Annotated in this window: 23 protein-coding genes and 1 pseudogene; 12 read left to right on the forward strand and 12 right to left on the reverse strand. The window is 71.2% G+C overall.

Features of this window, described 5'->3' with window-relative positions; genetic code table 11:
* The first annotated feature begins 210 nt into the window (after nt 1-210).
* The 4 genes from tilS to folE all read left to right on the forward strand — a co-directional run bounded on the left by tilS (nt 211) and on the right by folE (nt 4,778).
* Nucleotides 211-1,209 (forward strand): tRNA lysidine(34) synthetase TilS, encoded by a 999-nt coding sequence (tilS, locus tag ACFV9W_RS20490; protein ID WP_385762815.1) that lies wholly within the window; start codon nt 211-213, stop codon nt 1,207-1,209.
* Nucleotides 1,210-1,252: 43 nt separating this feature from the next.
* A complete protein-coding gene (gene hpt / locus ACFV9W_RS20495) occupies nt 1,253-1,813 on the forward strand; it encodes a hypoxanthine phosphoribosyltransferase (RefSeq protein ID WP_266718689.1) in 561 nt (186 codons plus the stop codon).
* 223 nt (nt 1,814-2,036) lie between these two features.
* Nucleotides 2,037-4,052, forward strand: coding sequence for an ATP-dependent zinc metalloprotease FtsH (gene ftsH / locus ACFV9W_RS20500; protein WP_385762935.1), 2,016 nt, complete (start codon nt 2,037-2,039; stop codon nt 4,050-4,052).
* Between the two features lie 120 nt (nt 4,053-4,172).
* Nucleotides 4,173-4,778 carry a GTP cyclohydrolase I FolE gene (gene folE, locus ACFV9W_RS20505; protein ID WP_385762817.1) on the forward strand — a complete coding sequence of 202 codons (606 nt, stop codon included), beginning with the start codon at nt 4,173-4,175 and terminating at the stop codon, nt 4,776-4,778.
* Nucleotides 4,779-4,818: 40 nt separating this feature from the next.
* Here folE and ACFV9W_RS20510 read toward each other — a convergent pair whose 3' ends face one another.
* The 7 genes and pseudogenes from ACFV9W_RS20510 to ACFV9W_RS20540 form a co-directional block, all read right to left on the reverse strand.
* Nucleotides 4,819-5,301: a DUF3180 domain-containing protein gene (locus tag ACFV9W_RS20510; protein WP_385762819.1), complete on the reverse strand. Its 483-nt coding sequence runs from the start codon at nt 5,299-5,301 to the stop codon at nt 4,819-4,821.
* A gap of 89 nt (nt 5,302-5,390) precedes the next feature.
* The gene (gene folK, locus ACFV9W_RS20515; RefSeq protein ID WP_385762821.1) at nt 5,391-5,990 is read right to left on the reverse strand and encodes a 2-amino-4-hydroxy-6-hydroxymethyldihydropteridine diphosphokinase; all 600 of its coding nucleotides are present in this window, start codon (nt 5,988-5,990) and stop codon (nt 5,391-5,393) included.
* Nucleotides 5,987-6,346: a dihydroneopterin aldolase gene (folB, locus tag ACFV9W_RS20520; RefSeq protein ID WP_385762823.1), complete on the reverse strand. Its 360-nt coding sequence runs from the start codon at nt 6,344-6,346 to the stop codon at nt 5,987-5,989. The genes folK and folB overlap by 4 nt, the downstream gene beginning before the upstream one ends.
* A 236-nt stretch (nt 6,347-6,582) precedes the next feature.
* On the reverse strand, nt 6,583-7,047 hold the full coding sequence (locus tag ACFV9W_RS20525; RefSeq protein ID WP_385762936.1) for a nuclear transport factor 2 family protein: 465 nt from the start codon (nt 7,045-7,047) through the stop codon (nt 6,583-6,585).
* Between the two features lie 53 nt (nt 7,048-7,100).
* The gene (folP, locus tag ACFV9W_RS20530; protein WP_385762825.1) at nt 7,101-7,964 is read right to left on the reverse strand and encodes a dihydropteroate synthase; all 864 of its coding nucleotides are present in this window, start codon (nt 7,962-7,964) and stop codon (nt 7,101-7,103) included.
* 86 nt (nt 7,965-8,050) lie between these two features.
* A pseudogene (locus tag ACFV9W_RS20535) lies at nt 8,051-8,917 on the reverse strand (phosphatidylglycerol lysyltransferase domain-containing protein); the annotation flags it as partial.
* Between the two features lie 151 nt (nt 8,918-9,068).
* On the reverse strand, nt 9,069-10,223 hold the full coding sequence (locus ACFV9W_RS20540) for an ABC transporter ATP-binding protein (protein ID WP_385762827.1): 1,155 nt from the start codon (nt 10,221-10,223) through the stop codon (nt 9,069-9,071).
* 382 nt (nt 10,224-10,605) lie between these two features.
* Here ACFV9W_RS20540 and ACFV9W_RS20545 point away from each other — a divergent pair, with 382 nt between their 5' ends.
* From ACFV9W_RS20545 to ACFV9W_RS20560, 4 genes are all read left to right on the forward strand, one after another.
* A complete protein-coding gene (locus ACFV9W_RS20545; protein WP_385762829.1) occupies nt 10,606-11,367 on the forward strand; it encodes an ABC transporter permease in 762 nt (253 codons plus the stop codon).
* Complete coding sequence (locus tag ACFV9W_RS20550) at nt 11,364-12,029, forward strand: ABC transporter permease (protein ID WP_385762831.1); 666 nt, start codon at nt 11,364-11,366, stop codon at nt 12,027-12,029. Before ACFV9W_RS20545 ends, ACFV9W_RS20550 begins: the two co-directional genes overlap by 4 nt.
* Before the next feature lie 64 nt (nt 12,030-12,093).
* A complete protein-coding gene (locus tag ACFV9W_RS20555) occupies nt 12,094-13,062 on the forward strand; it encodes an ABC transporter substrate-binding protein (RefSeq protein WP_385762833.1) in 969 nt (322 codons plus the stop codon).
* A gap of 163 nt (nt 13,063-13,225) precedes the next feature.
* A complete protein-coding gene (locus ACFV9W_RS20560; protein WP_385762835.1) occupies nt 13,226-14,266 on the forward strand; it encodes a hypothetical protein in 1,041 nt (346 codons plus the stop codon).
* Here ACFV9W_RS20560 and ACFV9W_RS20565 read toward each other — a convergent pair.
* Together ACFV9W_RS20565 and ACFV9W_RS20570 are read right to left on the reverse strand one after the other, a co-directional pair.
* Nucleotides 14,257-15,621 carry a PH domain-containing protein gene (locus ACFV9W_RS20565; RefSeq protein WP_385762837.1) on the reverse strand — a complete coding sequence of 455 codons (1,365 nt, stop codon included), beginning with the start codon at nt 15,619-15,621 and terminating at the stop codon, nt 14,257-14,259. The genes ACFV9W_RS20560 and ACFV9W_RS20565 overlap by 10 nt on opposite strands.
* Entirely contained in the window at nt 15,618-16,124 is a 507-nt protein-coding gene (locus ACFV9W_RS20570; RefSeq protein ID WP_385762839.1) for a PH domain-containing protein, read from the reverse strand. The genes ACFV9W_RS20565 and ACFV9W_RS20570 overlap by 4 nt, the downstream gene beginning before the upstream one ends.
* Between ACFV9W_RS20570 and ACFV9W_RS20575 the strand changes: the two genes are divergently transcribed.
* Nucleotides 16,123-17,307 (forward strand): NADH-quinone oxidoreductase subunit D, encoded by a 1,185-nt coding sequence (locus tag ACFV9W_RS20575; protein WP_385762841.1) that lies wholly within the window; start codon nt 16,123-16,125, stop codon nt 17,305-17,307. The genes ACFV9W_RS20570 and ACFV9W_RS20575 overlap by 2 nt on opposite strands.
* On the opposite strand, the gene ACFV9W_RS20580 is transcribed toward ACFV9W_RS20575, so the two are convergent.
* A complete protein-coding gene (locus ACFV9W_RS20580; RefSeq protein WP_385762843.1) occupies nt 17,272-18,315 on the reverse strand; it encodes an SAM-dependent methyltransferase in 1,044 nt (347 codons plus the stop codon). The two genes, ACFV9W_RS20575 and ACFV9W_RS20580, sit on opposite strands and share 36 nt — an antisense overlap.
* Nucleotides 18,316-18,443: 128 nt before the next feature.
* Here ACFV9W_RS20580 and ACFV9W_RS20585 point away from each other — a divergent pair, with 128 nt between their 5' ends.
* Nucleotides 18,444-19,646, forward strand: coding sequence for a sensor histidine kinase (locus tag ACFV9W_RS20585; protein WP_385762844.1), 1,203 nt, complete (start codon nt 18,444-18,446; stop codon nt 19,644-19,646).
* A 77-nt stretch (nt 19,647-19,723) separates the two neighbouring features.
* Complete coding sequence (locus ACFV9W_RS20590; RefSeq protein ID WP_385762846.1) at nt 19,724-20,398, forward strand: response regulator; 675 nt, start codon at nt 19,724-19,726, stop codon at nt 20,396-20,398.
* Nucleotides 20,399-20,423: 25 nt separating this feature from the next.
* Here ACFV9W_RS20590 and ACFV9W_RS20595 read toward each other — a convergent pair whose 3' ends face one another.
* Nucleotides 20,424-21,530, reverse strand: coding sequence for a DUF5937 family protein (locus tag ACFV9W_RS20595; protein WP_385762848.1), 1,107 nt, complete (start codon nt 21,528-21,530; stop codon nt 20,424-20,426).
* A 177-nt stretch (nt 21,531-21,707) separates the two neighbouring features.
* Between ACFV9W_RS20595 and ACFV9W_RS20600 the strand changes: the two genes are divergently transcribed.
* A complete protein-coding gene (locus ACFV9W_RS20600) occupies nt 21,708-21,929 on the forward strand; it encodes a hypothetical protein (protein ID WP_385762850.1) in 222 nt (73 codons plus the stop codon).
* A 33-nt stretch (nt 21,930-21,962) separates the two neighbouring features.
* Here the strand turns inward: ACFV9W_RS20600 and ACFV9W_RS20605 are convergent, their stop codons facing one another.
* Nucleotides 21,963-23,126 (reverse strand): threonine aldolase family protein, encoded by a 1,164-nt coding sequence (locus ACFV9W_RS20605; RefSeq protein ID WP_385762852.1) that lies wholly within the window; start codon nt 23,124-23,126, stop codon nt 21,963-21,965.
* Between the last annotated feature and the right edge of the window lie 31 nt (nt 23,127-23,157).

Below are 23,157 nucleotides of genomic sequence, written 5' to 3' on the forward strand. Positions count from 1 at the left end.
TGCTCAGGATCACCCATCCGAGGGACCGTAGGCCGTGGGCTGGCGTGCAATGCTCGGGGAACCGCTCGGCTCTGTCACCATCGACACACTCTGCGTGACCGAACTCACCCGGTCACCGTTGAGCGAATGAGCCGGGTCAGCCGGCGCTGGTCCGGTTCGAGTTGTCCAGCAGCGCCCACCCCCCAGACAACGGAATGAAGGGAACCGGACATGGGTCCCCATCCTGCGGTCGCGGCGATACGCCTGGCGGTCCGCCGCGTCCTCCACGACATCCTCAACGACTCCCCTCCGGGCGCCGAGCCCGTGGTGCTCGTCGCCTGCTCCGGCGGAGCCGACTCCATGGCCCTCGCCTCCGCCCTCGCCTTCGAGGCCCCCAAACTCGGCATCCGCGCCGGTGGCATCACCGTCGACCACGGCCTGCAGCCCGGCTCCGACGCCCGCGCCGAGGACGTCGTCCTGCGCCTGACCGCCCTCGGCCTGAAGCCCGTCGAGTCCGTCGCCGTCGACGTCGGCCGCGACGGAGGCCCCGAGGCCGCCGCCCGCGACGCCCGCTACGCCGCCCTCGACGCCGCCGCCGAGCACCACGGCGCCGCCGCCGTCCTGCTCGGCCACACCCGCGACGACCAGGCCGAAACCGTCCTGCTCGGCCTCGCCCGCGGCTCCGGCATCCGCTCCCTGTCCGGGATGGCCGCGATGTCGGGGACCGGCGGCCGCTACCGGCGCCCCTTCCTGACGCTCGACCGGCAGACCGCCCGCAAGGCCTGCCTCGTCCAGCACCTGCCCGTCTGGGACGACCCGCACAACACCGACCCGGCGTACACCAGGTCCAGACTCCGCCACGAGGGTCTGCCCGCCCTGGAGAAGGCGCTCGGCAAGGGCGTCGTCGAGGCTCTCGCCCGTACGGCCCAGCTGTCGCGCGACGACGCCGACGCGCTCGACACCTGGGCCCGCGACGCCGCCGAGTCCGTACGGGACGCGGCCGGACTCCTCGAATGCGCCAAGCTCTACGCCCTGCCGCCCGCCGTACGCCGCAGAATCCTGCGCCGGACGGCCATCGAGGCGGGCGCCCCGGCCGGTGCGCTGTTCGCCCGGCACATCGAGGAGGTCGACCGCCTGATCACGGGATGGCGGGGCCAGGGAGAGATCAATCTGCCGGGCAAAGTTCTCGCTCAGCGGCAGGGTGGCAGACTGGTCATCCGGCAAGGCTGACTCGACGGTCACGTCGCGGCGGCCGGTGGGACGACCGAAAGTGATGCGGGTGGACGCGAAAGACATGGGCACCGACCTTCAGTCGGTGCTCATCACCAAGGAAGAGATCGACGCGAAGCTGGCCGAGCTGGCCGCGAAGGTCGACGCGGAGTACGCGGGCAAGGACCTGCTGATCGTCGGGGTGCTCAAGGGTGCCGTGATGGTCATGGCGGACCTGGCTCGCGCCCTGTCCACCCCGCTCACCATGGACTGGATGGCGGTGTCTTCGTACGGCTCGGGCACCCAGTCCTCGGGCGTCGTGCGGATCCTCAAGGACCTCGACACCGACATCAAGGACAAGCACGTCCTGATCGTCGAGGACATCATCGACTCCGGTCTGACGCTGTCCTGGCTGCTCACCAACCTCGGCTCGCGCGAGCCCGCCTCCCTCGAGGTGTGCACGCTGCTGCGCAAGCCGGAGGCGGCCAAGGTCGACATCGACGTGAAGTGGGTCGGCTTCGACATCCCGAACGAGTTCGTGGTCGGTTACGGCCTGGACTACGCGGAGAAGTACCGGAACCTGCCGTTCGTCGGCACCCTCGCGCCGCACGTCTACGGCGGCTGAGGAGTCGTCAGTCCCGCGCGCCGGGGCGGGAACCCTCGCGGGCTTCCCGCCGTTGGAGCATGCGAAGGGCGGATTCCCGGTCGTCCCCTGCGGCTTCGGGTGACAATGCTGGGGTACCGTCCGAAGAACAGTTCTTCAAACAGCTACAACAGCACCAGCAGCTCCAAACAGCCTTATCAAACTCACTATGGCAGGAGGGACGGGGCGGCACCGCTCCGTATGGATGGACGTGAAGCGATACTTCCGTGGGCCGGTCATGTGGATCGTGCTGGCCGTCCTTGCCGTGGTCGTGTTGATGCAGGTCGTCGGTTCGTCCGGCGGCTACAAGACGGTGGACACCGGCCAGGTAATTCAGGCCATCAACGACAACAAGGTGGACTCGGCCAAGCTGACCACCGGCGATGAGAGCACGATCAAGGTCGAGCTGAAGGACGGCCAGAAGGTCGACGGCTCGAACAAGATCCAGGCGAGCTACATCGGCGACCAGGGCGTCGACGTGGCCAAGAGTCTCCAGGCCAAGTTCGAGGACAAGCAGATTCCGGACGGGTACACCGTCTCGCCGTCGAAGCAGAACCCCTTCGTGGGCATCCTGCTCTCGCTGCTGCCCTTCGTGCTCATCGTCGTCGTGTTCCTGTTCCTGATGAATCAGATGCAGGGCGGCGGCTCCCGAGTCATGCAGTTCGGGAAGTCCAAGGCCAAGCTCATCACCAAGGACACCCCCAAGACGACGTTCTCCGACGTCGCCGGCAGCGACGAGGCCGTCGAGGAACTCCACGAGATCAAGGAGTTCCTGCAGGAGCCGGCCAAGTTCCAGGCCGTCGGAGCCAAGATTCCCAAAGGCGTACTCCTGTACGGCCCGCCCGGTACGGGCAAGACCCTGCTCGCGCGTGCCGTCGCGGGCGAGGCGGGCGTCCCGTTCTACTCGATCTCCGGTTCCGACTTCGTCGAGATGTTCGTCGGTGTCGGTGCCTCCCGTGTCCGTGACCTCTTCGAGCAGGCCAAGGCGAACGCCCCGGCGATCGTCTTCGTCGACGAGATCGACGCGGTCGGCCGGCACCGTGGTGCCGGACTCGGCGGTGGACACGACGAGCGCGAGCAGACGCTCAACCAGCTGCTCGTCGAGATGGACGGCTTCGACGTGAAGGGCGGCGTCATCCTGATCGCCGCCACGAACCGGCCGGACATCCTCGACCCGGCGCTGCTGCGGCCCGGCCGTTTCGACCGCCAGATCGCGGTCGACCGCCCGGACATGCAGGGCCGTCTGGAGATCCTCAAGGTTCACCAGAAGGGCAAGCCGGTCGCCCAGGACGTCGACCTGTCGGCCGTCGCCCGCCGTACGCCGGGCTTCACCGGTGCCGATCTCTCCAACGTGCTGAACGAGGCCGCGCTCCTTACGGCCCGCTCGGACCGGAAGCTGATCGACAACCAGATGCTCGACGAGGCGATCGACCGTGTGGTCGCGGGCCCGCAGAAGCGGACCCGGATCATGTCGGACAAGGAAAAGAAGATCACCGCGTACCACGAGGGCGGTCACGCCCTGGTCGCGGCGGCCTCGCCGAACTCCGACCCGGTCCACAAGATCACGATCCTCTCCCGCGGCCGGGCCCTCGGTTACACGATGGTCCTGCCCGACGAGGACAAGTACTCGACCACGCGCAACGAGATGCTCGACCAGCTCGCCTACATGCTGGGCGGGCGCGCGGCCGAGGAGCTCGTCTTCCACGACCCGACCACGGGTGCCGCGAACGACATCGAGAAGGCCACTGGCACGGCCCGCGCGATGGTCACGCAGTACGGCATGACCGAGCGGCTCGGCGCGATCAAGTTCGGCGGCGACAACTCGGAGCCCTTCCTGGGCCGCGAGATGGGTCACCAGCGCGACTACTCGGAAGAGGTCGCCGCGCTCGTCGACGAAGAGGTCAAGAAGCTCATCGAGACGGCGCACAACGAGGCCTGGGAGATCCTCGTCGAGAACCGCGACGTTCTCGACAACCTGGTCCTCGCGCTGCTCGAGAAGGAGACGCTGAACAAGGAGCAGATCGCCGAGATCTTCGCTCCGATCGTGAAGCGCCCGGCCCGCCCCGCGTGGACCGGCTCCAACCGCCGCACCCCCTCGACCCGCCCGCCGGTGCTCTCCCCCAAGGAGCTGTCGCTGACGAACGGGGCGAACGGAGCGACGCCTTCCATCGAGACCACCAAGCCGGTGGACACGGTGAAGGAAGAGCGCCCCGAGAGCTGACCCGGCCCTCATTGGGCAGGCCAGACCCGGAATGCAGGCCGCGTCCCCCACGCTTTACGGTGTGGGGGACGCGGCCTTTGCGCGGTCGCGCGCGGATGTAAGTAGAGAAAGAGGCACCTGATGACCGACCCGGTGACGCTGGACGGCGAGGGCTCGATCGGCGAGTTCGACGAGAAGCGGGCCGAGAACGCCGTGCGCGAGCTGCTCATCGCGGTCGGCGAGGACCCGGACCGTGAGGGCCTGCGGGAGACGCCGGGGAGGGTCGCCCGCGCGTACAAGGAGATATTCGCGGGCCTGTGGCAGAAGCCCGAGGACGTCCTGACGACGACGTTCGACCTGGGGCACGACGAGATGGTCCTGGTGAAGGACATCGAGATCACCTCATGCTGTGAACATCACCTCGTGCCGTTCGTCGGGGTCGCTCACGTGGGCTACATCCCGTCGAGCGATGGCAAGATCACGGGCCTCTCCAAGCTCGCGCGTCTGGCAGACGTCTTTGCTCGCCGTCCGCAGGTCCAGGAGCGTCTGACGACACAGATCGCGGACTCCCTGATGGAGATCCTGGAGCCACGCGGCGTCATCGTCGTCGTGGAGTGCGAGCACATGTGCATGTCGATGCGCGGGGTCCGCAAGCCCGGCGCGAAGACGCTCACGTCCGCCGTGCGCGGTCAGTTGCGGGACCCGGCGACCCGCAGCGAGGCGATGAGCCTGATCATCGGGCGCTGATGCGCTGATGCGCTGATTTCGGGCGGGCGGTGGCGGTGGCCTAGGCCGCCGGTGCCGCCTCTTCCGGGTCCTCGTCCTCCGGGAGCTTGCAGACGCGCTCCAGGAAGATGGCCGCGGCGACGACGCCGATGCCGGCGAGCACCGAGAGTCCGGCGTAGATCGCCTGGTCGCGGCGGGCCGGGACGTCCAGGGACTCCAGGAGGAAGGCGCCGGTGCCGCCGTACATGCCGGCCACAAGGGCCGCCACCAGGGCGCTGGCCTGGCCGAAGACCAGGGCGCGCGCCGCCATCATCGGGTCGACGCCCTTGGCCTCGGGGCGGCGCTCCCGCTGGGCGCGCAGCCGGGAGCGGATGGACAGGGCCGTCGCGAGCAGCACGACGGCGATCACCGCGAGCACGATGGGCGCGGCCAGCGGGACCTTCGGCAGCGTGCCGAGCGAGTCCCACAGGCGGGCGCCCGCCCAGGACAGCACTCCGGCGACGACGAAGAGGCCGACCAGCGTCCTGATGCGCAGTTGCTTCATCCCGGTTGGTCGCCCCTCGTCGTCATGGCCCTGGTGCTCTTGTCGCCTGTTGTCCGGGGCCGTTTACCGTGCCCGGTAGACCCTAACGATTACTCGGGGAGGCGGAGTTCCAGGTCGGCGCGTGCCGCGACGCCCTCGCGGGTCACGGCGTCGAGCAGCTGCGCGACCGGGCCGTGCCCCGGAAGCTGGGCCTCCGGCTCCACGTCGTGCCAGGGGACGAGCACGAAGGCCCGCTGGTGGGCCCGGGGGTGCGGGAGCGTGAGGGACGGGTCGTCCGAGACCACGTCGGCGTACGCGACGATGTCCACGTCGAGGGTGCGGGCGCCCCAGCGCTCGTCCCTGACCCGGTGGAAGGCCTCCTCGACGGCCTGTGCGCGCTCCAGGAGCGAGGAGGGCGGCAGCGTCGTCTTCAGGACGACGACGGCGTTGAAGTACGAGGGCTGGCTGTCCGGGGCGACGCCCCAGGGCTCCGTCTCGTAGACGGGCGAGACGGCCTTGACGCGGACCCCGGGAGTGTCCTCCAGGGCGTCGACGGCGCCCTGGAGGGTCTCCAGGCGGTTGCCCAGGTTCGCGCCGAGAGAGATGACGGCGCGCTTGGGGTTGGAGAGCGTGGTGTCGGCCGCGTCGACCTGTTCCACCACGGAGGTCGGCACCGGCTGGACGGTCGGGTCGAACGGAGTTTTGTTCATACTCGGCTCCGGGTGATGGTGACGGTCACGTCGTCGAAGGGCACGGTGATCGGCGCGTCCGGCTTGTGGACGCAGACCTCGACCTCCTGTACGCCTTCGTGCTTCAGGCATGTCTGGGCGATGCGCTCGGCGAGCGTCTCGATGAGATCCACGGGGTCGCCCGAGACAACGGCCACGACCTCCTCCGCCACGACGCCGTAGTGCACGGTCTTCGCCAGGTCGTCGTCGGCCGCGGCCGCTCGCGTGTCCAGGCCGAGCACCAGGTCCACGATGAAGGTCTGGCCTTCCTCGCGTTCCTTGGGGAAAACGCCATGGTGCCCACGGGCCTTGAGGCCGCGCAGCGCGACACGATCCACGCGAATCACTCCTGCAGTCGTTGGTGACGGCCGGTGCCACCGATGTGCGGTCGATGTCCCGGCCTCGATCGAATCTACCTGCGGCCACTGACAGCACCGGCCCGCGGGGGCTATGACTGATCCCACCCGGCACGCCCGCCCCAGGGTGCGCCCTCGGCTGGTAGCCGCCCATACCCAGGCGGTCGAGAGCCCAACCCCGCATCCGGATTTCGGGTTCTGTGGGGGTGCCTACCCACTCAGGCGGGTGAGTCGCCGCTGTCCGCGTTGCCCATCTCGTCGGATTCGTCATCCGATTCGGCGAGCACGGGAGAGGCGTGGTGGGACCAGAGCTTCCAGCTGTCGCGGGTGCGCCGGAACACGTTGGTGGCGACGACGCGCTGGCCGACGAGCGGTCCGAGTTCCTCGCCGCCCTCGGGGGCGGGTCCGCCGCTGAGGATGTTCTCCGTGCAGGTCACCAGGGCGGTGTCGGCGACGACGCTGATGTGCACGTCGGTCAGGAAGAACTGGATGTACTCGGTGTTCGCCATGATCAGCGCGTAGCTGCGGAGCACCTCGCCGCGGCCCGTGAGCACCGGCCAGCCGGGGTGCACGCAGCTGATGGAGGTGTCCTCGGCGTCGTCCGGGTCGGCGTCCTCGTCGTACGCGACGTCCTCGGGGGCGAGCCACAGCGATGTGAGTTCCTCGAAGTCGCCGCGTTCCATGGCTTCGTAGTACGAGCGGTTGGCCGTCTCCACGGCCTCGGCGTCGGCGCCGGTCACTGGGCTCCTTCGACCGCGCGGGCGACACGGACGGCGTCGGCGGTGGCCCGCACCTCGTGCACGCGCACCGCCCAGGCGCCCGCCTGCGCGGCGAGCGCGGAGACGGCGGCGGTGGCGGCGTCGCGCTCGCGGGCGGGCGGCGGGGCGCCCTGCTCGCCGGCCAGGACATGGCCGAGGAACCGCTTGCGGGAGGCCGCGACGAGGACCGGGTGGCCGAGTGCGTGCAGCCGGTCGAGGTGGGCGAGCAGGGAGAGGTCGTGCTCGGCGTTCTTGGAGAAGCCGAGGCCCGGGTCGAGGACGATGCGGTCGGGGGCGATGCCGCCCTCGATGGCGGCCCGCACGCGCGCGTGCAGCTCGGCCACGACTTCGGCGACGACGTCCTCGTAGGTGCCGGGCACATTGGTGCCCTCCAGGAGGCCGCGCCAGTGCATCACGACGAAGGGCGCTCCGGCGGCGGCGACGACCGGCACCATCTGCGGGTCGGAGAGACCACCGCTCACGTCGTTGACCAGGGAGGCGCCCGCGGCGAGCGACTGCTCGGCGACGCACGCGCGCATGGTGTCGACGGAGACCGTCACGCCTTCGGAGGCGAGTCCGCGCACGACGGGGATGACGCGCCGCAGCTCCTCGTCCTCGTCGACGCGGGTGGCGCCCGGACGGGTGGACTCGCCGCCGACGTCCACGAGGTCGGCGCCCTGGGCGACCAGGTCGAGGCCGTGCTTGATCGCGGCGGTCGTGTCGAACCAGCGGCCGCCGTCGGAGAACGAATCCGGCGTCACGTTGACGACGCCCATGACCGCGCAGCGGTCCCAAACGGGGAGGTTGGCTACGTGGCCCCGGCGGACCTGCGACGTGCTCATGGCCTCAAGCCTAGGCCCTTCGCGGCGGCCGGGATCTCGCGGCCGCGGCGGCCGGGGAAGGCGCCGCGGCTTTCGTGGCGGGGCCGCGCCGTGAGGCCGGTCTCGCGGGTCCACACCGCGCACCCGGTCTCGGAGCAGCCCATGACGGCCGGCGTCCAGGAGTGGGTCCGCGCCTCGTCCATGAACCGCTCCATGGCTCCTGGCCACGCCTCCACGTCGCCCATGGGGTCGCCCTTGGCCAGCATCACGCCCGACACGACCCGGTAGCGGACCGCCGCCTTGCCGCTGGGCGAGAACACGATGCCCTTGTCGCGGGCGGCCGGGCCCTCGGGGCGGCAGGCGAGGTAGAGCGTGGTGAGCGCGGTGACGAGGCCGAGGGCGCCGAGCGAGAGGGCGACGGTGTGCGCGGTGGCGTCCGCGTAGACGAGGGGGCCCGCCATGCCGAGCAGGCCGCACAGGACGTGCTCCAGGCGGTCCACGAGGCTCGGGGCGCCGACGAGCCGTTGCGGGTGCGCGCTGACGACGGCGAGGCCGATCAGCAGCGAACCGGCGCCGAGGAGCACGAAGTTGGCCAGGGCGCGCCATCGGCCGCGCGGGTCGGGCGGCGCGTCGAACCGCTTCCGGTCGCGCAGCAGGAGCCACAGCGGCACCACGGAGAGCGCCGCGCCGACGACCCCCACGGGCGGTTCGCGGTACGTGAGCTGTCCGGCGGTGCCGAGCGGCAGCAGCGCGAGCACGGCCCACCAGGCCCGCCGCTTGTGGCGCCGCAGCATGCGCGCGAGCAGGACGAGCAGGACGCCGCTGCCGAGCGTGACGGCCGCGGCGTACGGGCCGAGGGGGCCCGGCAGTGCCTCGGTCACGGCGCCCGTGCGGCCGCGGGTGAGCCGTGGCAGGACACCGGCCACGATGTCCGCGCCGCCGGCCAGGAGGCAGGCGCCCGCGATCCGCCGCATCCCCGCGCCTCCTCCCGCCGCCCGCCCCGTGAGGCATGTGAACACGGTGCGAATGCCGCATCCGTGACGTACGACCTGTAGGACGGAAGCGGAGCGGCCCCGGTTCATTCGTGAACGGCGAACCCCACGGGAGTGTGAACGGCGGGCGCGGTCAGGGGAGCAGTTGTTCCACTGTCTCCAGGTCGACCTCCGCGCGCGTGATGTCGCGTGCGTCGGCCGCCGTGGAGCGGCGCAGGGCCTCGTGCAGCCGGGCCGGGGTGAGCACGCCGAGGAAGCGGCCGGCGCTGTGCTCGTCGATGACCGCGATCCAGCCCGCGTCGTGCTGGAGCATCGTCGCGAAGGCCTGCTTGAGCGGGGCGCCCACGGGCAGCCAGGCCTCCATGCGGCGGGCGTGCTCCCGTACGGAGCCGGTGCCTACGCGCGCGTGCTCGGCGGAGATCCAGCCGTGCAGGTTGTTGTCGTGGTCCAGGACGACGGCCCAGCGGGCGTCCAGCTCCTTGGGCAGTGGGTCGTCGAGGTGGACGACGGGCGGCTGCTCCAGGTCGCCCTCCTCGATGGGCGTCACGGAGAGGCGCTTGAGGCCGCGGTCGGCGCCCACGAAGTCGGCCACGTATGCGGTGGCGGGCGTGCCGAGGACCGCGGACGGGGTGTCGTACTGCTCGATGCGGCCCTCTCCGTAGACGGCGATGCGGTCGCCGAGGCGGACGGCCTCCTCGATGTCGTGCGTGACGAACAGGACGGTCTTGTTGAGCGTCTGCTGCAGGCGCAGGAACTCGGTCTGCAGGTGCTCGCGCACCACAGGGTCCACCGCGCCGAACGGTTCGTCCATCAGCAGCACGGGCGGGTCGGCCGCCAAGGCGCGGGCCACGCCGACGCGTTGGCGCTGGCCGCCGGAGAGCTGCTCGGGGTAGCGCCCGCCGAACACCTTCGGGTCGAGGCCCACCAGGTCGAGCAACTCGGCGGCCCGCTCACGGGCCTTGGCGCGCTTGACGCCGAGCAGGTGCGGGACGGTCGCCGTGTTGTCGAGGACCGACTTGTGCGGGAAGAGGCCGACCTGCTGGATCACATAGCCGATGCGGCGGCGCAGTTGGACCGGGTCGACCGCCGATATGTCGTCGCCGTCGAGGAATATCCGGCCCGCGGTGGGTTCGATGAGCCGGTTCACCATCTTCATCGTCGTGGTCTTGCCGCAGCCCGACGGGCCGACGAGCGTGACCAGTTCGCCCTCGGTCACCTCGAAGGACAGATCGTCGACGGCGGTGGTGCCGTCCGCGTACCGCTTGCTGACGTGCTCGAACCGGATCATGGGACCCCATTCTGCCGGGGCGCGGCCTTGTTGGGGATGCCCAAAGACGGCAGTCATGTGAAGGCCGTGTTGCGTCCGGCGTCCGGGCCTCGGCGATTGTCAGTGGTCAGGGCTAGGGTCCTTCTGACGGATCAGGCTGGATCTGGGCGGCGTTCACGGGCGGTGCCGGTGAGCGGGGGCTGGTGCGTGCAGCTGCAAGGCGGAGGAGGGCGTCAACGCGGAGCGTTGGCAACCGACGACAACGCCGCAGATGCGCGTGCCAGGGCCCGCGACTCCAGCAAGATCCGTCAGAAGGGCCCTAGGGTCGTCGGCAGTCGGGAAAGGCGCGTGCGGTTGTGCGGGCCGCTGACATACGTTCGGGGAATCGGGGGAGGTGGCCGGCGTGAGCGAGCGGAACTGCCTGGTGGCCAATGACTGGGTGTGCGGGGAGTATGTGCGCACCCGCGGCCAGGAGTTGGTCGACGCGACCGTCCAGCACCTCGGCATCACCGCGGCGTCGGTGCTGATCGGCGTGCTGATCTCGCTGCCGCTCGCGCTGCTGGCCCGGCGCGCCCGGGTCTTCGCGGGGCCGGTGCTCGGCGTGACCACGGTGCTGTACTCGATCCCCTCGCTCGCGATGTTCTCGCTGCTGCTGCCCCTGTTCGGGCTCTCGGCCTCGCTGGTGGTCACGGGGCTCGTGCTGTACTCCCTGACGATCCTCGTGCGGAACATGCTGGCGGGGCTGCGGGCGGTGCCGGAAGAGGCGAGAGAGGCCGCGCGCGGGATGGGGTACGGGCCGCTGCGGCTGCTGTGGGAGGTCGAACTCCCGCTGGCGCTCCCGGCGATGCTCGCCGGAGTGCGGATCGCGACGGTCTCCACGGTGGCGCTGACCACGGTCGGCTCGATCGTGGACTACGGCGGGCTCGGCACGCTGATCGTCGGTGGCCTGCAGAGCGACTTCAAGGCGCAGGTGCTCACCGCGTCCGTGCTGTGCGTGCTGCTCGCGATCCTCGCGGACCTGCTGCTGCTCGGTGTGCAGCGGTGGCTGACGCCGTGGACGAGGGTGGGGGCGCCCGCGCGGGGCGGCCTGCGAATACGGGGGCCGCGCGGCCGCGGCGACGAGCCGCGCGTCGAGCGGGAGAAGCCGGAGAAGGCGGCGGTATGAACGCGATGTCGGGGGCCTACGACTGGCTGGCCACGGGCGCCAACTGGCAAGGGGAGAAGGGGGTGTGGCACCGCCTCGCGGAGCATCTGTACTTCTGCGGTGTCGCGCTCGCCGTCTCCTGCCTGATCGCGCTGCCGCTGGCCCTGTGGCTCGGGCACAAGGGCAAGGGCGCGCTCGCCATCAACATCTCGAACGTGGGGCGCGCGGTGCCGACGCTGGCCGTCCTGGTGCTCCTCACGCTCACCCCGCTCGGCCGGCACGGCGACGTGCCGACGCTGATCGCGCTGGTGCTGTTCGCGGTGCCGCCGCTGCTCACCAACGCGTACGTGGGGATGCGGGAGGTCGACCGTTCGGTGGTGGAGGCCGCGCGCGGCATGGGCATGAGCGGCCGCCAGGTCTTCGCCCGCGTCGAACTGCCGCTGGCGTACCCGCTGGTGATGACCGGCCTTCGGTCGGCGACGGTGCAGGTGATCGCGACGGCGACGCTGGCGGCGATGGCGGGGGAGGGCGGACTCGGGCGGATCATCACCGCCGGGTTCAACCTCCAGGACACCCCGCAGGTGGTCGCGGGGGCGGTGCTCGTGGCCGCGCTCGCGCTCGCTGCGGAGGGCCTGTTCGTCGCGTTGGGGCGGGCCTTCGACCCCATGCGGAGGCGGGCGTGACCCAGGGGCGGGCGCAAGGACTCGGGTTTGTTTTTTCGGTACCGGCAGTGCGACGAGGAGAGCGATGAACAGCAGAACGCGTCGAGTGGCCCTGGCGGCCGTGACCGTGGGTGCGCTGACCGCGGGGCTCACCGCGTGCGGCGGTGGCGACAGCCTCGAGGGCAAGGACGATACGGGCGCGTCGGGCGGCGGCGGGAAGGGCAAGATCGTCATCGGTGCCGCGCGTTTCACCGAGGCCAAGGTGCTCGGTGAGCTCTATCGGCAGATATTGGCCGACGCCGGGTACGACGCGTCGGTCAAGACGGTGGAGAACCGCGAGATCTACGAACCGCAGCTCGCCAAGGGCGCCATCGATGTGGTGCCCGAATACGCGGCGACCCTCGCGGAATTCCTCAACCTGAAGGAGAACGGGTCGAAGGCGAAGCCGGTCGCGTCGAGCGATGTGGACGCCACGGTGGCCGCGCTGCGCAAGCTGGCCGAGCCGCAGGGCCTGAAGGTTCTGGACGCGGGAGAGGCCGTCGATCAGAACGCGTTCGCGGTGAGCAAGGACTTCGCCGCGAAACACAAGTTGAAGACCCTTTCGGATCTTGGCAGGTCGGGCCAGAAGGTGAAGATCGCGGCCGGTGACGAATGCGAGACACGGCCGTTCTGCGCGCCGGGACTCAAGAAGTCGTACGGGATCGATGTGACGGGAATCGACCCGAAGGGCGTCGGCACCACCCAGTCGAAGCAGGCGGTGAAGAACGGCACGGATCAGCTGGTCCTGACGACCACGACCGACGCGACGCTGGAGAACTTCGAGCTTGTTCTTCTGGAGGACGACAAGAAGCTGCAGAACGCGGACAACATCGTTCCGGTTGTGAACGCCAAGGATGCGGGCGACAAGAAGATTGCCGATGTCCTCGGGAAGCTGACGAAGGCGCTCACGACCGACGATCTCGTCGAGCTGAACCGGAAGGTCGACGCCGAGCGGCAGAAGGAAGCCGATGTCGCGAAGGAGTATCTGGAGTCCAAGGACCTCATCGCTAAATGATCTTGATCGGCGCGTGTCGTTCGGAGATCGGAGAGGCGTGAGCGGTATCGGGCGCGGTAAGTGGCCTTGTCCGTACGGGGGTTAGGTGGTTTCTGTGACAGGTGTGTCCGAATATTGCCGGGCGGGGCTTCGCGATTTGCCTACGCGCGGTAAGTTTCTGGCCATGCCACGTGGACGCCACCGCCATTCTCCGCCCCTGCACCGCCTCCTGCCTCCGACGGTGATCGCCGGTGTGCCTCTCGTCTGCGCGGGAGCCGCCTGGCTGTCCGACGATCCGTTCGTGCTGCGGGGCGTCGCGGCCGCGGCCGCCGCGGCGGCGGTCGTCGGCGCCGTGGTGATGCGTCGCTGGGACCGGCTCGCCGGCAAGCGGGTCGCCGAGCTGACGCGCGGCGCCGCGAGCGAGCGGTGGCGGCACGAGGAGGCCGTGGCGGAGCTGGAGGGCGACCTCGACGAGTCGCGTGAGCTGCGCACCCGCCTGGAGGGCAAGCTGCGGGCGAAGCGGGCCGAACTCGCCGCGCTGCGGGGCGAGCACGCGGCGCTGCTGCGCCGGTACGCGAACGCGGAGACGGAGCGGGCCAGCGCGCTCGAAGGCCGTCGCCGCCTCGCGATCGAGGCCTCGGCCCCGGCGCGGGCGCTGCCGCCCGTGCCCCCGGCGGTGCCGGGCCGGCCGACCCCGGAGATGTACCGGCGGGCCAATGTCGCGCTGGGGCGTCTCGCGCGGCCCGAGCCGGCGGCGCCCGCCGCGGAGGAGGCCGATTCCCGGGGGAAGTCCGAGGCGGCGGCCGGCCACTTCACCGTGCCGACCGCCGCGATGGTCGTCCCCGCCGCGCCCGCGCGGAAGGTGCCCCAGGGCGGCTTCGACTTCTTCGGCTCGGGGTCCTCCCCGCAGGGCGAGGAGGACCTGGCGGACGTCGTGGGCGAGGAGCTGGCGGCGGAGGTCGCGGCCCAGGTGGACCAAGTGGACGAGCCGGTGGCGGATGTGGCGACCGTCACCGAGTCCGAGTCCGAGTCCGAGTCCGAGTCCGAGTCCGAGGCCGAGGCCGAGGCCGAGCACGAGTCCGAGGTCACGGCGGAGACGGGCACCGAGGCCTCCGACGAAGCCTCCGCGGACGCCGAGCGCGAGCAGCAGGTCATCGACCTGACCGCGCACGACGAGACGGAGCAGATCGACATGGGCGAGCTGCGGTCGGCGCTTCAGGCCTGACGTTCCGGGCGTGACGCCATCCACCGGTCAGGACGCGAGTCGCGCCGCCCCGTGCGGGACCGGTCCGCTTGGGTCCGCAGCAGCTCGGCCGCCTCGTCCGCGTCCCGCAGGCGGGCCGTCACCGTCTTGTTGGCGCCCGTGTCCAGGTGCAGGTCGGCGACGCGCCAGTACCGCTCCCAGGGCCCCTGGGCGAGGCGCACGCTCTGCACCTTGGCGTGCGGGACGAGCGAGATGCGGCGTTGCAGCAGCCCGTGGCGCGCGGCGAACACCGTCTCCGTGACCGCCACTCCGTAGCTGCGCCACCACACCGGCACGCACCAGCGCCCGCGCCGCGGCGCCCCCGCGAAGTCGGCGGGCTTCGGCACCGAGACCCCGGGCAGGATCCGCGCGACGACGTCCTCGGCGTCCTCGCGCGGCGCCACCGGGACGAGCGCGGTGTTCGACGACCCGGCGACATGCAGCTCGACGCGGACCCAGCCGCGGCGCCGCCACAGCAGCGGCTCGACGATCCGTACGGTCTGCACCCGCCCCGGCGGCACCGTCTCGTGCTCCCGGTCGAGCAGCCCGTGGTCGATGCGCAGCCCGTCCTCGGACTCGCCGACCGTCCAGTCGTACTCCTTGATGAACCGGCCCGCGCTGTTGGTGAAGGCGCCGCCGACCAGCGGCACCGCGACCGCGATCACTGTCCACAGGTTGTGGGTGGCGAACCACAGGAGCGTCGGGACGGCGACCGCGGCGAGCAGCATCGCCCAGGGGGCGCCCGTCAGGAGCAGCGCCACCGCGAGCATCCGCGGGGGCGTGTGCAGGATCGGCCGCGCCGGCGCCTCGCCCACCTCGTGCGCCGACTCGGGCGCGAAACCGGCGGCCCGGGCGAGCAGTTCGGCACGCAGCTTCCCGGCCTCGCGCTCTCCCAGGAAGGCGAGCTCGTCCTTCTTGTCGGCGCCCACGACGTCGAGCTTCAGCTTGGCCACGCCCACGAAGCGGGCGAGGAGCGGCTGCGTGACGTCCACCGCCTGGAGGCGGTCGAGCCGGATGTGGGCGGTGCGGCGGAACAACAGGCCCGTACGGATGCGCAGTTCGGTGTCGGTCACCGCGAAGTGCGTGAACCACCAGGTGAGGAACCCGTACAGGGCGGCAGCCGGAATGAGTACGCCGATGCCGATCAGCAGCATGGCGGTGGTGAGGTTGGCCAGCTGGCGCTGCGCCTGGTCCATGTCGTGGACGGCCCAGCCGAGCAGGATCGCGATCGGCGCCCACGCGCGGCGCAGCGGCGTGACGGGGTGCAGGCGCCGCTCTCGCACGCTCTCGGCGGACTCCTGGGCCGGGACGCCCTCGGGGGCGCGGGAGGCCGTCACAGGCCCGCCGATCGGGCCTCGCCGAGTTGGGTGAGGCGGTCGCGCAGCCGTTCGGCCTCCGCGGGCGCGAGGCCGGGGATCGTCGCGTCGGTGGCCGCGGCGGCGGTGTGCAGTTGCAGGCTGGACAGTCCGAACTTCCGCTCCAGCGGCCCGGACGTCACCTCGACGAGCTGCATCCGCCCGTACGGCACGATGGTCTCCTCGTGCCAGAGGACGCCGCGGCTGATCAGCAGGTCGTCGGCCCGCTCCGCGTACCGCCACGAGCGCCAGTTGCGGCCGAGCATCACCCAGCCCCACACCAGCACCACCAGGGGCAGCACGGCGAACGCGGCCCACCCGGGGCCCGCGAACACGACCAGCAGCACCGCGAGCGCGGCCGTCAGCGGCACCAGCCACAAGAACAGCAGCAGTCGGCGCAGTTTCAGCAGTCCGGCGGGCAGCCCGGTCCAGTCCGGCCCAGTCGTGCTTGTCGGCGCTGTCGCCCTTGCCGCCCCTGTTTCCATGGGTTCACCCTACGTACGAGAGACTGTGTCCATGACGCCCACGACTCAGGCCACGGTCGGCATCGGTGGTGCCGCGGAGAGCACCGACATGGTGCTCAACATCGGTCCGCAGCACCCTTCCACCCATGGTGTGCTGCGCCTGCGTCTCGTGCTCGACGGCGAGCGGATCGAGCACGCGGAGCCGGTCATCGGCTACATGCACCGCGGTGCGGAGAAGCTCTTCGAGGCGCGCGACTACCGGCAGATCGTGATGCTCGCCAACCGCCACGACTGGCTGTCCGCGTTCTCGAACGAGCTGGGAGTCGTGCTCGCCGTCGAGCGGATGCTGGGCATGGAGGTGCCGGAGCGCGCCGTGTGGCTGCGCACGCTGCTCGCCGAGCTGAACCGGGTGCTCAACCATCTGATGTTCCTTGGTTCGTACCCGCTCGAACTGGGCGGAATCACGCCCGTCTTCCACGCTTTCCGTGAGCGCGAGGAACTCCAGAACGTGATGGAGGAGGTCTCCGGCGGGCGCATGCACTACATGTTCAACCGCGTCGGCGGCCTCAAGGAGGACCTGCCGCTCGGCTGGAGCACCCGCGCGCGTGCGGCCGTCGCGAGCGTGCGCTCCCGGATGGACGTCTACGACAACCTGGTCCTCGGCAACGAGATCTTCCGGGGCCGCACGCGCGGGGTGGGCGTGCTGTCCGCCGAGGCCGCGCACGCCTACGGAGTCAGCGGCCCGATCGCCCGCGCGTCCGGCGTCGACTTCGACCTCCGGCGCGACGAGCCGTACCTCGCCTACGGAGAGCTGCGGGACACCCTGAAGGTCGTCACGCGACAAGAAGGCGACTGCCTGGCCCGGTTCGAGTGCCTCCTGGAGCAGGCGCACAACGCGCTCGACCTCGCCGACGCCTGCCTCGACCGGCTCGCGGAGCTCCCGCAGGGCCCGGTCAACCAGCGCCTCCCGAAGGTCCTCAAGGCGCCCGAGGGCCACACGTACGCGTGGACGGAGAACCCGCTCGGCATCAACGGCTACTACCTCGTCTCCAAGGGCGAGAAGACGCCGTACCGGCTCAAGCTGCGCTCCGCCTCGTACAACAACATCCAGGCGCTGACCGAGCTGCTTCCCGGGACGCTCGTCGCCGACATGGTGGCGATCCTCGGGTCACTGTTCTTCGTGGTCGGGGACATCGACAAGTAGTCCGGCGCTGGCGAGCGGGCCGTCCGCGGACAGCCCCACCGGTTCGACCAGCCAGCCGAAGTCGCCGAGCCCGCCGCGCGCGGTCAGCTCGGCCGCCTCTCCGGCGCCCGCGAGCGCCCGCACGTACGCCGCCGGGTCCTGCGAGGCGAGGGCCAGCGGCGGACGGCCCGCGCTCACGCCCAGCGCGCCCAGGGCGGCGCGCTGCGTGCGGAGGCGGGCGCGCGGGCCGGTCGCGCAGGCATCCAGGGCCACGTGTGCCGTGATGTCGCAGGAACCGTCGGGCACGGGCGTCGTCTCCCGGCCCTCGCGAAAGCCCGTGAGCGTGCCGAAGGGCGGCCGGGAGGCGCGGGTGTGCGCGTAGTCCACCGCGACCGCCAGGCCGCGCTCCAGGGTGCGTACAGCGGCCGCCCAGGCCTCGTCGCGGGGGAGTCCGACCTCGGCGCGCAGGCCCGGCTCGGGCGGCAGCGGCCACCACCGGCGCAGCCAGTCCGCCGAGGCCTCGTCCAGCGACGCCGTGTCGAGGGTCTCCGTGCCGTCCGCGCGTACGAGGACCAGCCGGGCCGTGCCGTCCACGTCCGCCTCGACGACCTCCAGGGGCACGTTGTCGAGCCACTCGTTCGCGAAGAGGAGTCCGGTGACACCGGGGGGCGGCTCGGCCCGCCACTCGATCCGGTGGTCGAGCCCGGCGGGCGGTTCCGCCTTCTCCACGGCGTAGGCACGCGCGCGTAGTGCCACTTTTTCCGGCAGCACCTCAAGGACGCGCGAAATCAGCTCGCCGCGGCCCGCCGCCATGTCGACGAACGCCAATTCGGCGGGCTCGCCGAGGGCCGCGTCGACCCGGCACAACAGCTCGGCCACGGCCCCCGCGAAAAGCGGCGACGCATGCACCGACGTGCGGAAATGCCCTGCCGGGCCCTCGGGCCTCCGGTAGAAGCCGGCCGGTCCGTACAGCGCCTCTTCGGTGGCCGCGCGCCACCCGCGCGGCGCCGCTTCTTGTCCGTTCTCCACACCCGAAGGCTATGTGCGCCGGGCGCGTGCGCCGTGGGGTCCCTCCACCTTCAGGAGTACGCGCGCCGGGTCCGGATCGACCCTCCGGTTGACCCCTGCACGCTGCACGCTTCCCTACTCTGGGTTACGTGCAGCGCGTCTACGACTTCATCCGCAGACACCCGACGTGGGTCGACGGCTTCTGGGCCGTGATTCTTTTCGGCATGTCCGTGGTCGGGGCGAACGGCGCGGGCAGCATGGGGCACGGGAACGAGGCGGCGCTGCTGGTCTGCGCCGTCCTGATGTCCGTGGTCGTCGCGCTGCGCCGCCGCTGGCCGGACAAGATGCTGCTGCTCGCGGTGGCCACCGGACTCGGCCAGCTGGTGTTCGACGCGCGGGTCAACCCGTCGGACTTCGCGATGCTGGTCATCATCTACACGTGCGCGGTGAGCGGACCCCGCTGGGCGTCCCGCTTCGGCCTCGTCGGCGGGCTGTTCGCGGCGCCGCTCTCCCAGCTCCGCTGGCCCACGGTCGGCGACATCAGCACCACGGGCCAGGTCCTCGTCACCGTCTTCCAGATGGTGCCGTTCGCCCTCGCCTGGGTGCTCGGCGACTCGCTGCGCACCAGACGCGCGTACCTGGACCAGCTGGAGGAGCGCGCCAACCGGCTCGAGAAGGAGCGCGAGGCGCAGTCGAAGGTCGCGGTGGCGGCCGAACGGGCGCGCATCGCCCGCGAGTTGCACGACGTCGTCGCGCACAACGTGTCGGTGATGGTCGTGCAGGCCGACGGCGCCGCGTACGTCCTCGATCAGGCGCCCGACCAGGCCAAGAAGGCCCTGGAGACCATCTCGGGCACAGGACGCCAGGCGCTCGCGGAGATGCGCAGGCTGCTCGGCGTGCTGCGCACCGGCGAGCACGAGGAGGCCGGCGAGTACGTTCCGCAGCCCGACGTCGAGCAGATAGAGGAGCTCGTCGACGAGGTGCGCACGGCGGGCCTCCCGGTCGACTTCAAGGTGGAGGGCACCCCGCGCGCGCTGCCCAGCGGCGTCGAGCTGACCGCGTACCGCATCGTCCAGGAAGCCCTCACCAACACCCGTAAGCACGCAGGGCCCAACGCGGGCGCCAGCGTCCGCCTCGTCTACTTCGACGACGGCCTCGGCCTGCTCGTCGAGGACGACGGCAAGGGCGCCCCGCACGAGCTGTACGAGGACGGGGGCGCGGACGGCCGCGGCCACGGCCTCATCGGGATGCGCGAGCGCGTCGGTATGGTCGGCGGCACGCTGGACGCGGGGCCGCGGCCCGGCGGTGGCTTCCGCATCAGCGTGCTGCTGCCTCTCAAGCCCGCCCATTGACACGTACAAGTCCACCGACAGGTACAAGTCAACCGACACGTACAAGTCCACCGACAGGCACAAGTGAGGACCGCCCGATGTCGATCAAGGTCATGCTCGTCGACGACCAGGTGCTGCTGCGCACCGGCTTCCGGATGGTGCTGGCCGCGCAGCCGGACATGGAGGTCGTCGCCGAGGCGGGCGACGGCGTCGAGGCGCTGGAGGTGCTGCGCTCGACCTCCGTGGACGTGGTGCTCATGGACGTCCGCATGCCGAAGCTCGACGGGGTCGAGACGACGCGGCGGATCTGCGTGGACCCCGACTCGCCCAAGGTCCTCATCCTGACCACCTTCGACCTCGACGAGTACGCCTTCTCGGGGCTGCGGGCGGGGGCCTCCGGCTTCATGCTCAAGGACGTGCCGCCGGGCGAGCTGCTCACCGCGATCCGCGCCGTGCACAGCGGCGACGCGGTGGTCGCCCCGTCCACGACCCGGCGGCTGCTCGACCGGTTCGCCCCGATGCTGCCCAGCAGCCCCGACCAGCCGCAGCACAAGCGGCTGGAGCGGCTCACCGAGCGCGAGCGCGAGGTCATGGTCCTGGTGGCCCAGGGGCACTCGAACGGCGAGATCGCCGCGCGCCTGGTCCTGTCCGAGGCCACGGTGAAGACCCATGTGGGCCGCATCCTGACCAAGCTCGATCTGCGCGACCGCGTCCAGGTCGTCGTCCTCGCCTACGAGACGGGGCTCGTCCGCGCGGGCGGCGCCGGGGCCTGAGCCCCGGCGGGCGGGGGCCCGGCGGTCAGCGCAGCACTCCCTCGATGAAGTCCCCGCCGAGGCGCGAGACCACGCTGAGGTCCAACTGGTGCTGCACATAGCGGCCGCGCCGCCGCGTCGTGATCAGCCCGGCCTTCTTCAGCACCGACAGGTGCCGGGATATCTCCGGCGCGGACATCCCGTGCGCGTCCGCCAACTCGCTTGTCGTGTACGCCCCGCGGGCCAGGTGCCGGCACAGCCGCATCCGCGTCGGGTGGGCGAGGGCCGACATGCGCCGCGTCAGCTGCTCGACCGAGGGCGGTGTCGTGAGCCCGGGGGACGCGATCGGGTACGTGATCATCGGCTGCCAGCCCCTGCGGTGCAGCACCCACAGATGCGGCCAGCCAAGGCTGGTCGGCGTCAGGATCAGATTTCCGGTGCCCGCCTCCGTACGCCCGTCGGAGATCTTGTCGACGACGACGGCGGGGCCCGCCTCGTCGAGCGAGACCGCCGAGGACGTCGCCGCGAGGGCCTCCTTGAGTCCCTTGCGGCGCAGCACCTCCGTCTTGTGCCGTGCGTCGGCCGCCAACTGGTGCCGCACGCGCGCCCATACGTCGGAGAAGAACGCCTCGTCGCAGTCCTGCAGCAGCTCGCGGAACCATGACCGCACGGCGGGCGGGTCCTCAAGCAGGCGCTGGGTGAACCGGACTTGAGGCGCTCCGCGCGCGGCCGCGAGTTCGAGCGCGCGCTCGCGGGTGCTCGGGTCGTCGAGCCGGCTCACCACCCGCTCCGCGTACTGCGACTGGCACGTGAACTCCAGGGCCGCGTCCACGAACTGCTCGTCGGAGAGCTTGTCGAGCAGGTCCAGCTCCTCGGCGAGCGTGGCACCGGGCAGGGTGCGCCGCCCCGGTATCCCGGCGGACGGCGTGAAGACGTCCGAGAACGTCGTGCGCCACAGGAAGTCCGCCTCGCACATCCGGTCCGCGAGGCACGGGTCCAGGCACGTGGTCACGCTTGTCGTCCACCCCTGCAGCCCCGGGTGGTGGGCGGGCTCCGACAGCGCGTGCAGCGCCATGCCCAGCTCGGCCAGGGGCGAGGGCACGACACGGATCCGCTCGGGCGTCAGGCCCGTGATGTCGATGCTCACGCTCATGACCCCATGGTGCACGGCGCCACTGACAGTCGGGTCGTCGATTGACGGCTCCCGTCAATCGGCGTGACCGCCCGGTGACAGCGGGCGCAGTCTCGTACTCATCGGCCCCGAACAGCCACAAATAGGCTGATTCCGGGGTGCAGCGCGACAATCGAGATGAAGAGCGAGGTGTTCGACATGAGCGTCACCCAGCAGTACGCCATCGACCTCTACCGCGCCGCCCAGCGCGGCGAAGCCGCCCCGCCGGCCCCCGACCGGCACGAGCTGGCCGCCCTCCGGGAGCTGCGCGACTACCGCCGGTTCCGGGCGGTCGTGGCCGGGCGTCCGGCCCGCGGCCGGATCCGGGCGGCGCTGACCCGCCGGCTCTCGGGACGCCGCGGCCACCCGGCCGGTTGCTGAGCCCAGCCCTCTACGAGTTGCTGAGCCCCGCCCCTACGAGGGCAGCCGACCCACGAAGTCCGCGACGGCCGCGCGGACGTCGTCAGGCCCCCACTCAAGGCCCGCCGCCGCGACCGTGACCTCCGTGGCCGCGAGCCCCGGCACCGGGCCCTCGTCCGACCAGCGCGCGAACAGTGCCGTCCGTGTCTGTTCCGCCTGCGCGATCCCGGCCTCCGTGAGCGCCTCGGCGTCGTAGGGCAGCCAGACCTTGAACTGGTGCGTGTGCGGCACCTCGGGGAACACCCGCGCTCCGGCGATTCCCTCCTTGGCGAAGCCCTCCACCAGCGCCTGCGCGACCACGCGCGCGTGCGCCACGTACTCGGGAAGCCGCGGCAGCTCCCGCTCCAGGCCCGTCAGTGCCGAGATCGCCTGCGGGAACTGCTGGAAGACCTGGCCGCCGTAGCGGTGCCGCCAGGCCCTCGCCTCCCCGACGAACGACTCCGGGCCGGCCAGGACCGCGCCGCTGAGGCCGCCGAGCGACTTGTAGAACGACACGTAGACGCTGTCCGCGAGCTCCGCGATCTCGTCCAGCGGACGCCCGAAGTGCACCGTGGTCTCCCACAGGCGGGCCCCGTCGAAGTGGATCACGGCGTCACGCGCGCGTGCGGCCTCGCAGACCTCCTCGAGCTCCTCCCAGGTGGGCAGCACGAAACCGGCGTCCCTGAGCGGCAGTTCCAGCATCAGCGTCCCGAATGGCTCCGCCAGGTCGTGCACGTCGTCGGCGTCGATCTGCCGCGCGGCCTTCGTGGGGTGCACGGTGCGCAGCCCCGCCACCGTGGTCAGCGCCTCCCGCTCGTGGATCTCCGGGTGCGCCAGCGGGTGCAGGGCCACCGTGGAGTTTCCGGTGCGTCCCGCCCAGCAGCGCAGCGCTACCTGCTGGGCCATGGTGCCGGTGGGGAAGAACGCGGCCGCCTCCTTGCCGAGCAGCGCGGCGACCTTCGTCTCCAGGTCGGCCACGACGCCGTCCCCGTAGATGTCGACGTCGCCCGACAGGTCGGCCACCGCCGCCGCGGCGGCGGACAGGGCCTCCCACCGCTCGCCCAAGGTGGCCTCGTTCGGCCTGCGGGCCAGTGTGCGCCCGGCGCCCCGCAACGCCGCGATCAGCCGTTCGGCCTGCGTCTTCTCGGGCGTGGCAGTGTTCTCGGCGGTTCCGTCCATCCGCCGATCATGGCGCACCCGCGTGCGCTTG

Origin of the sequence: Streptomyces sp. NPDC059897, assembly GCF_042730865.1 — a bacterium.
Taxonomy (GTDB): Bacteria; Actinomycetota; Actinomycetes; order Streptomycetales; family Streptomycetaceae; genus Streptomyces.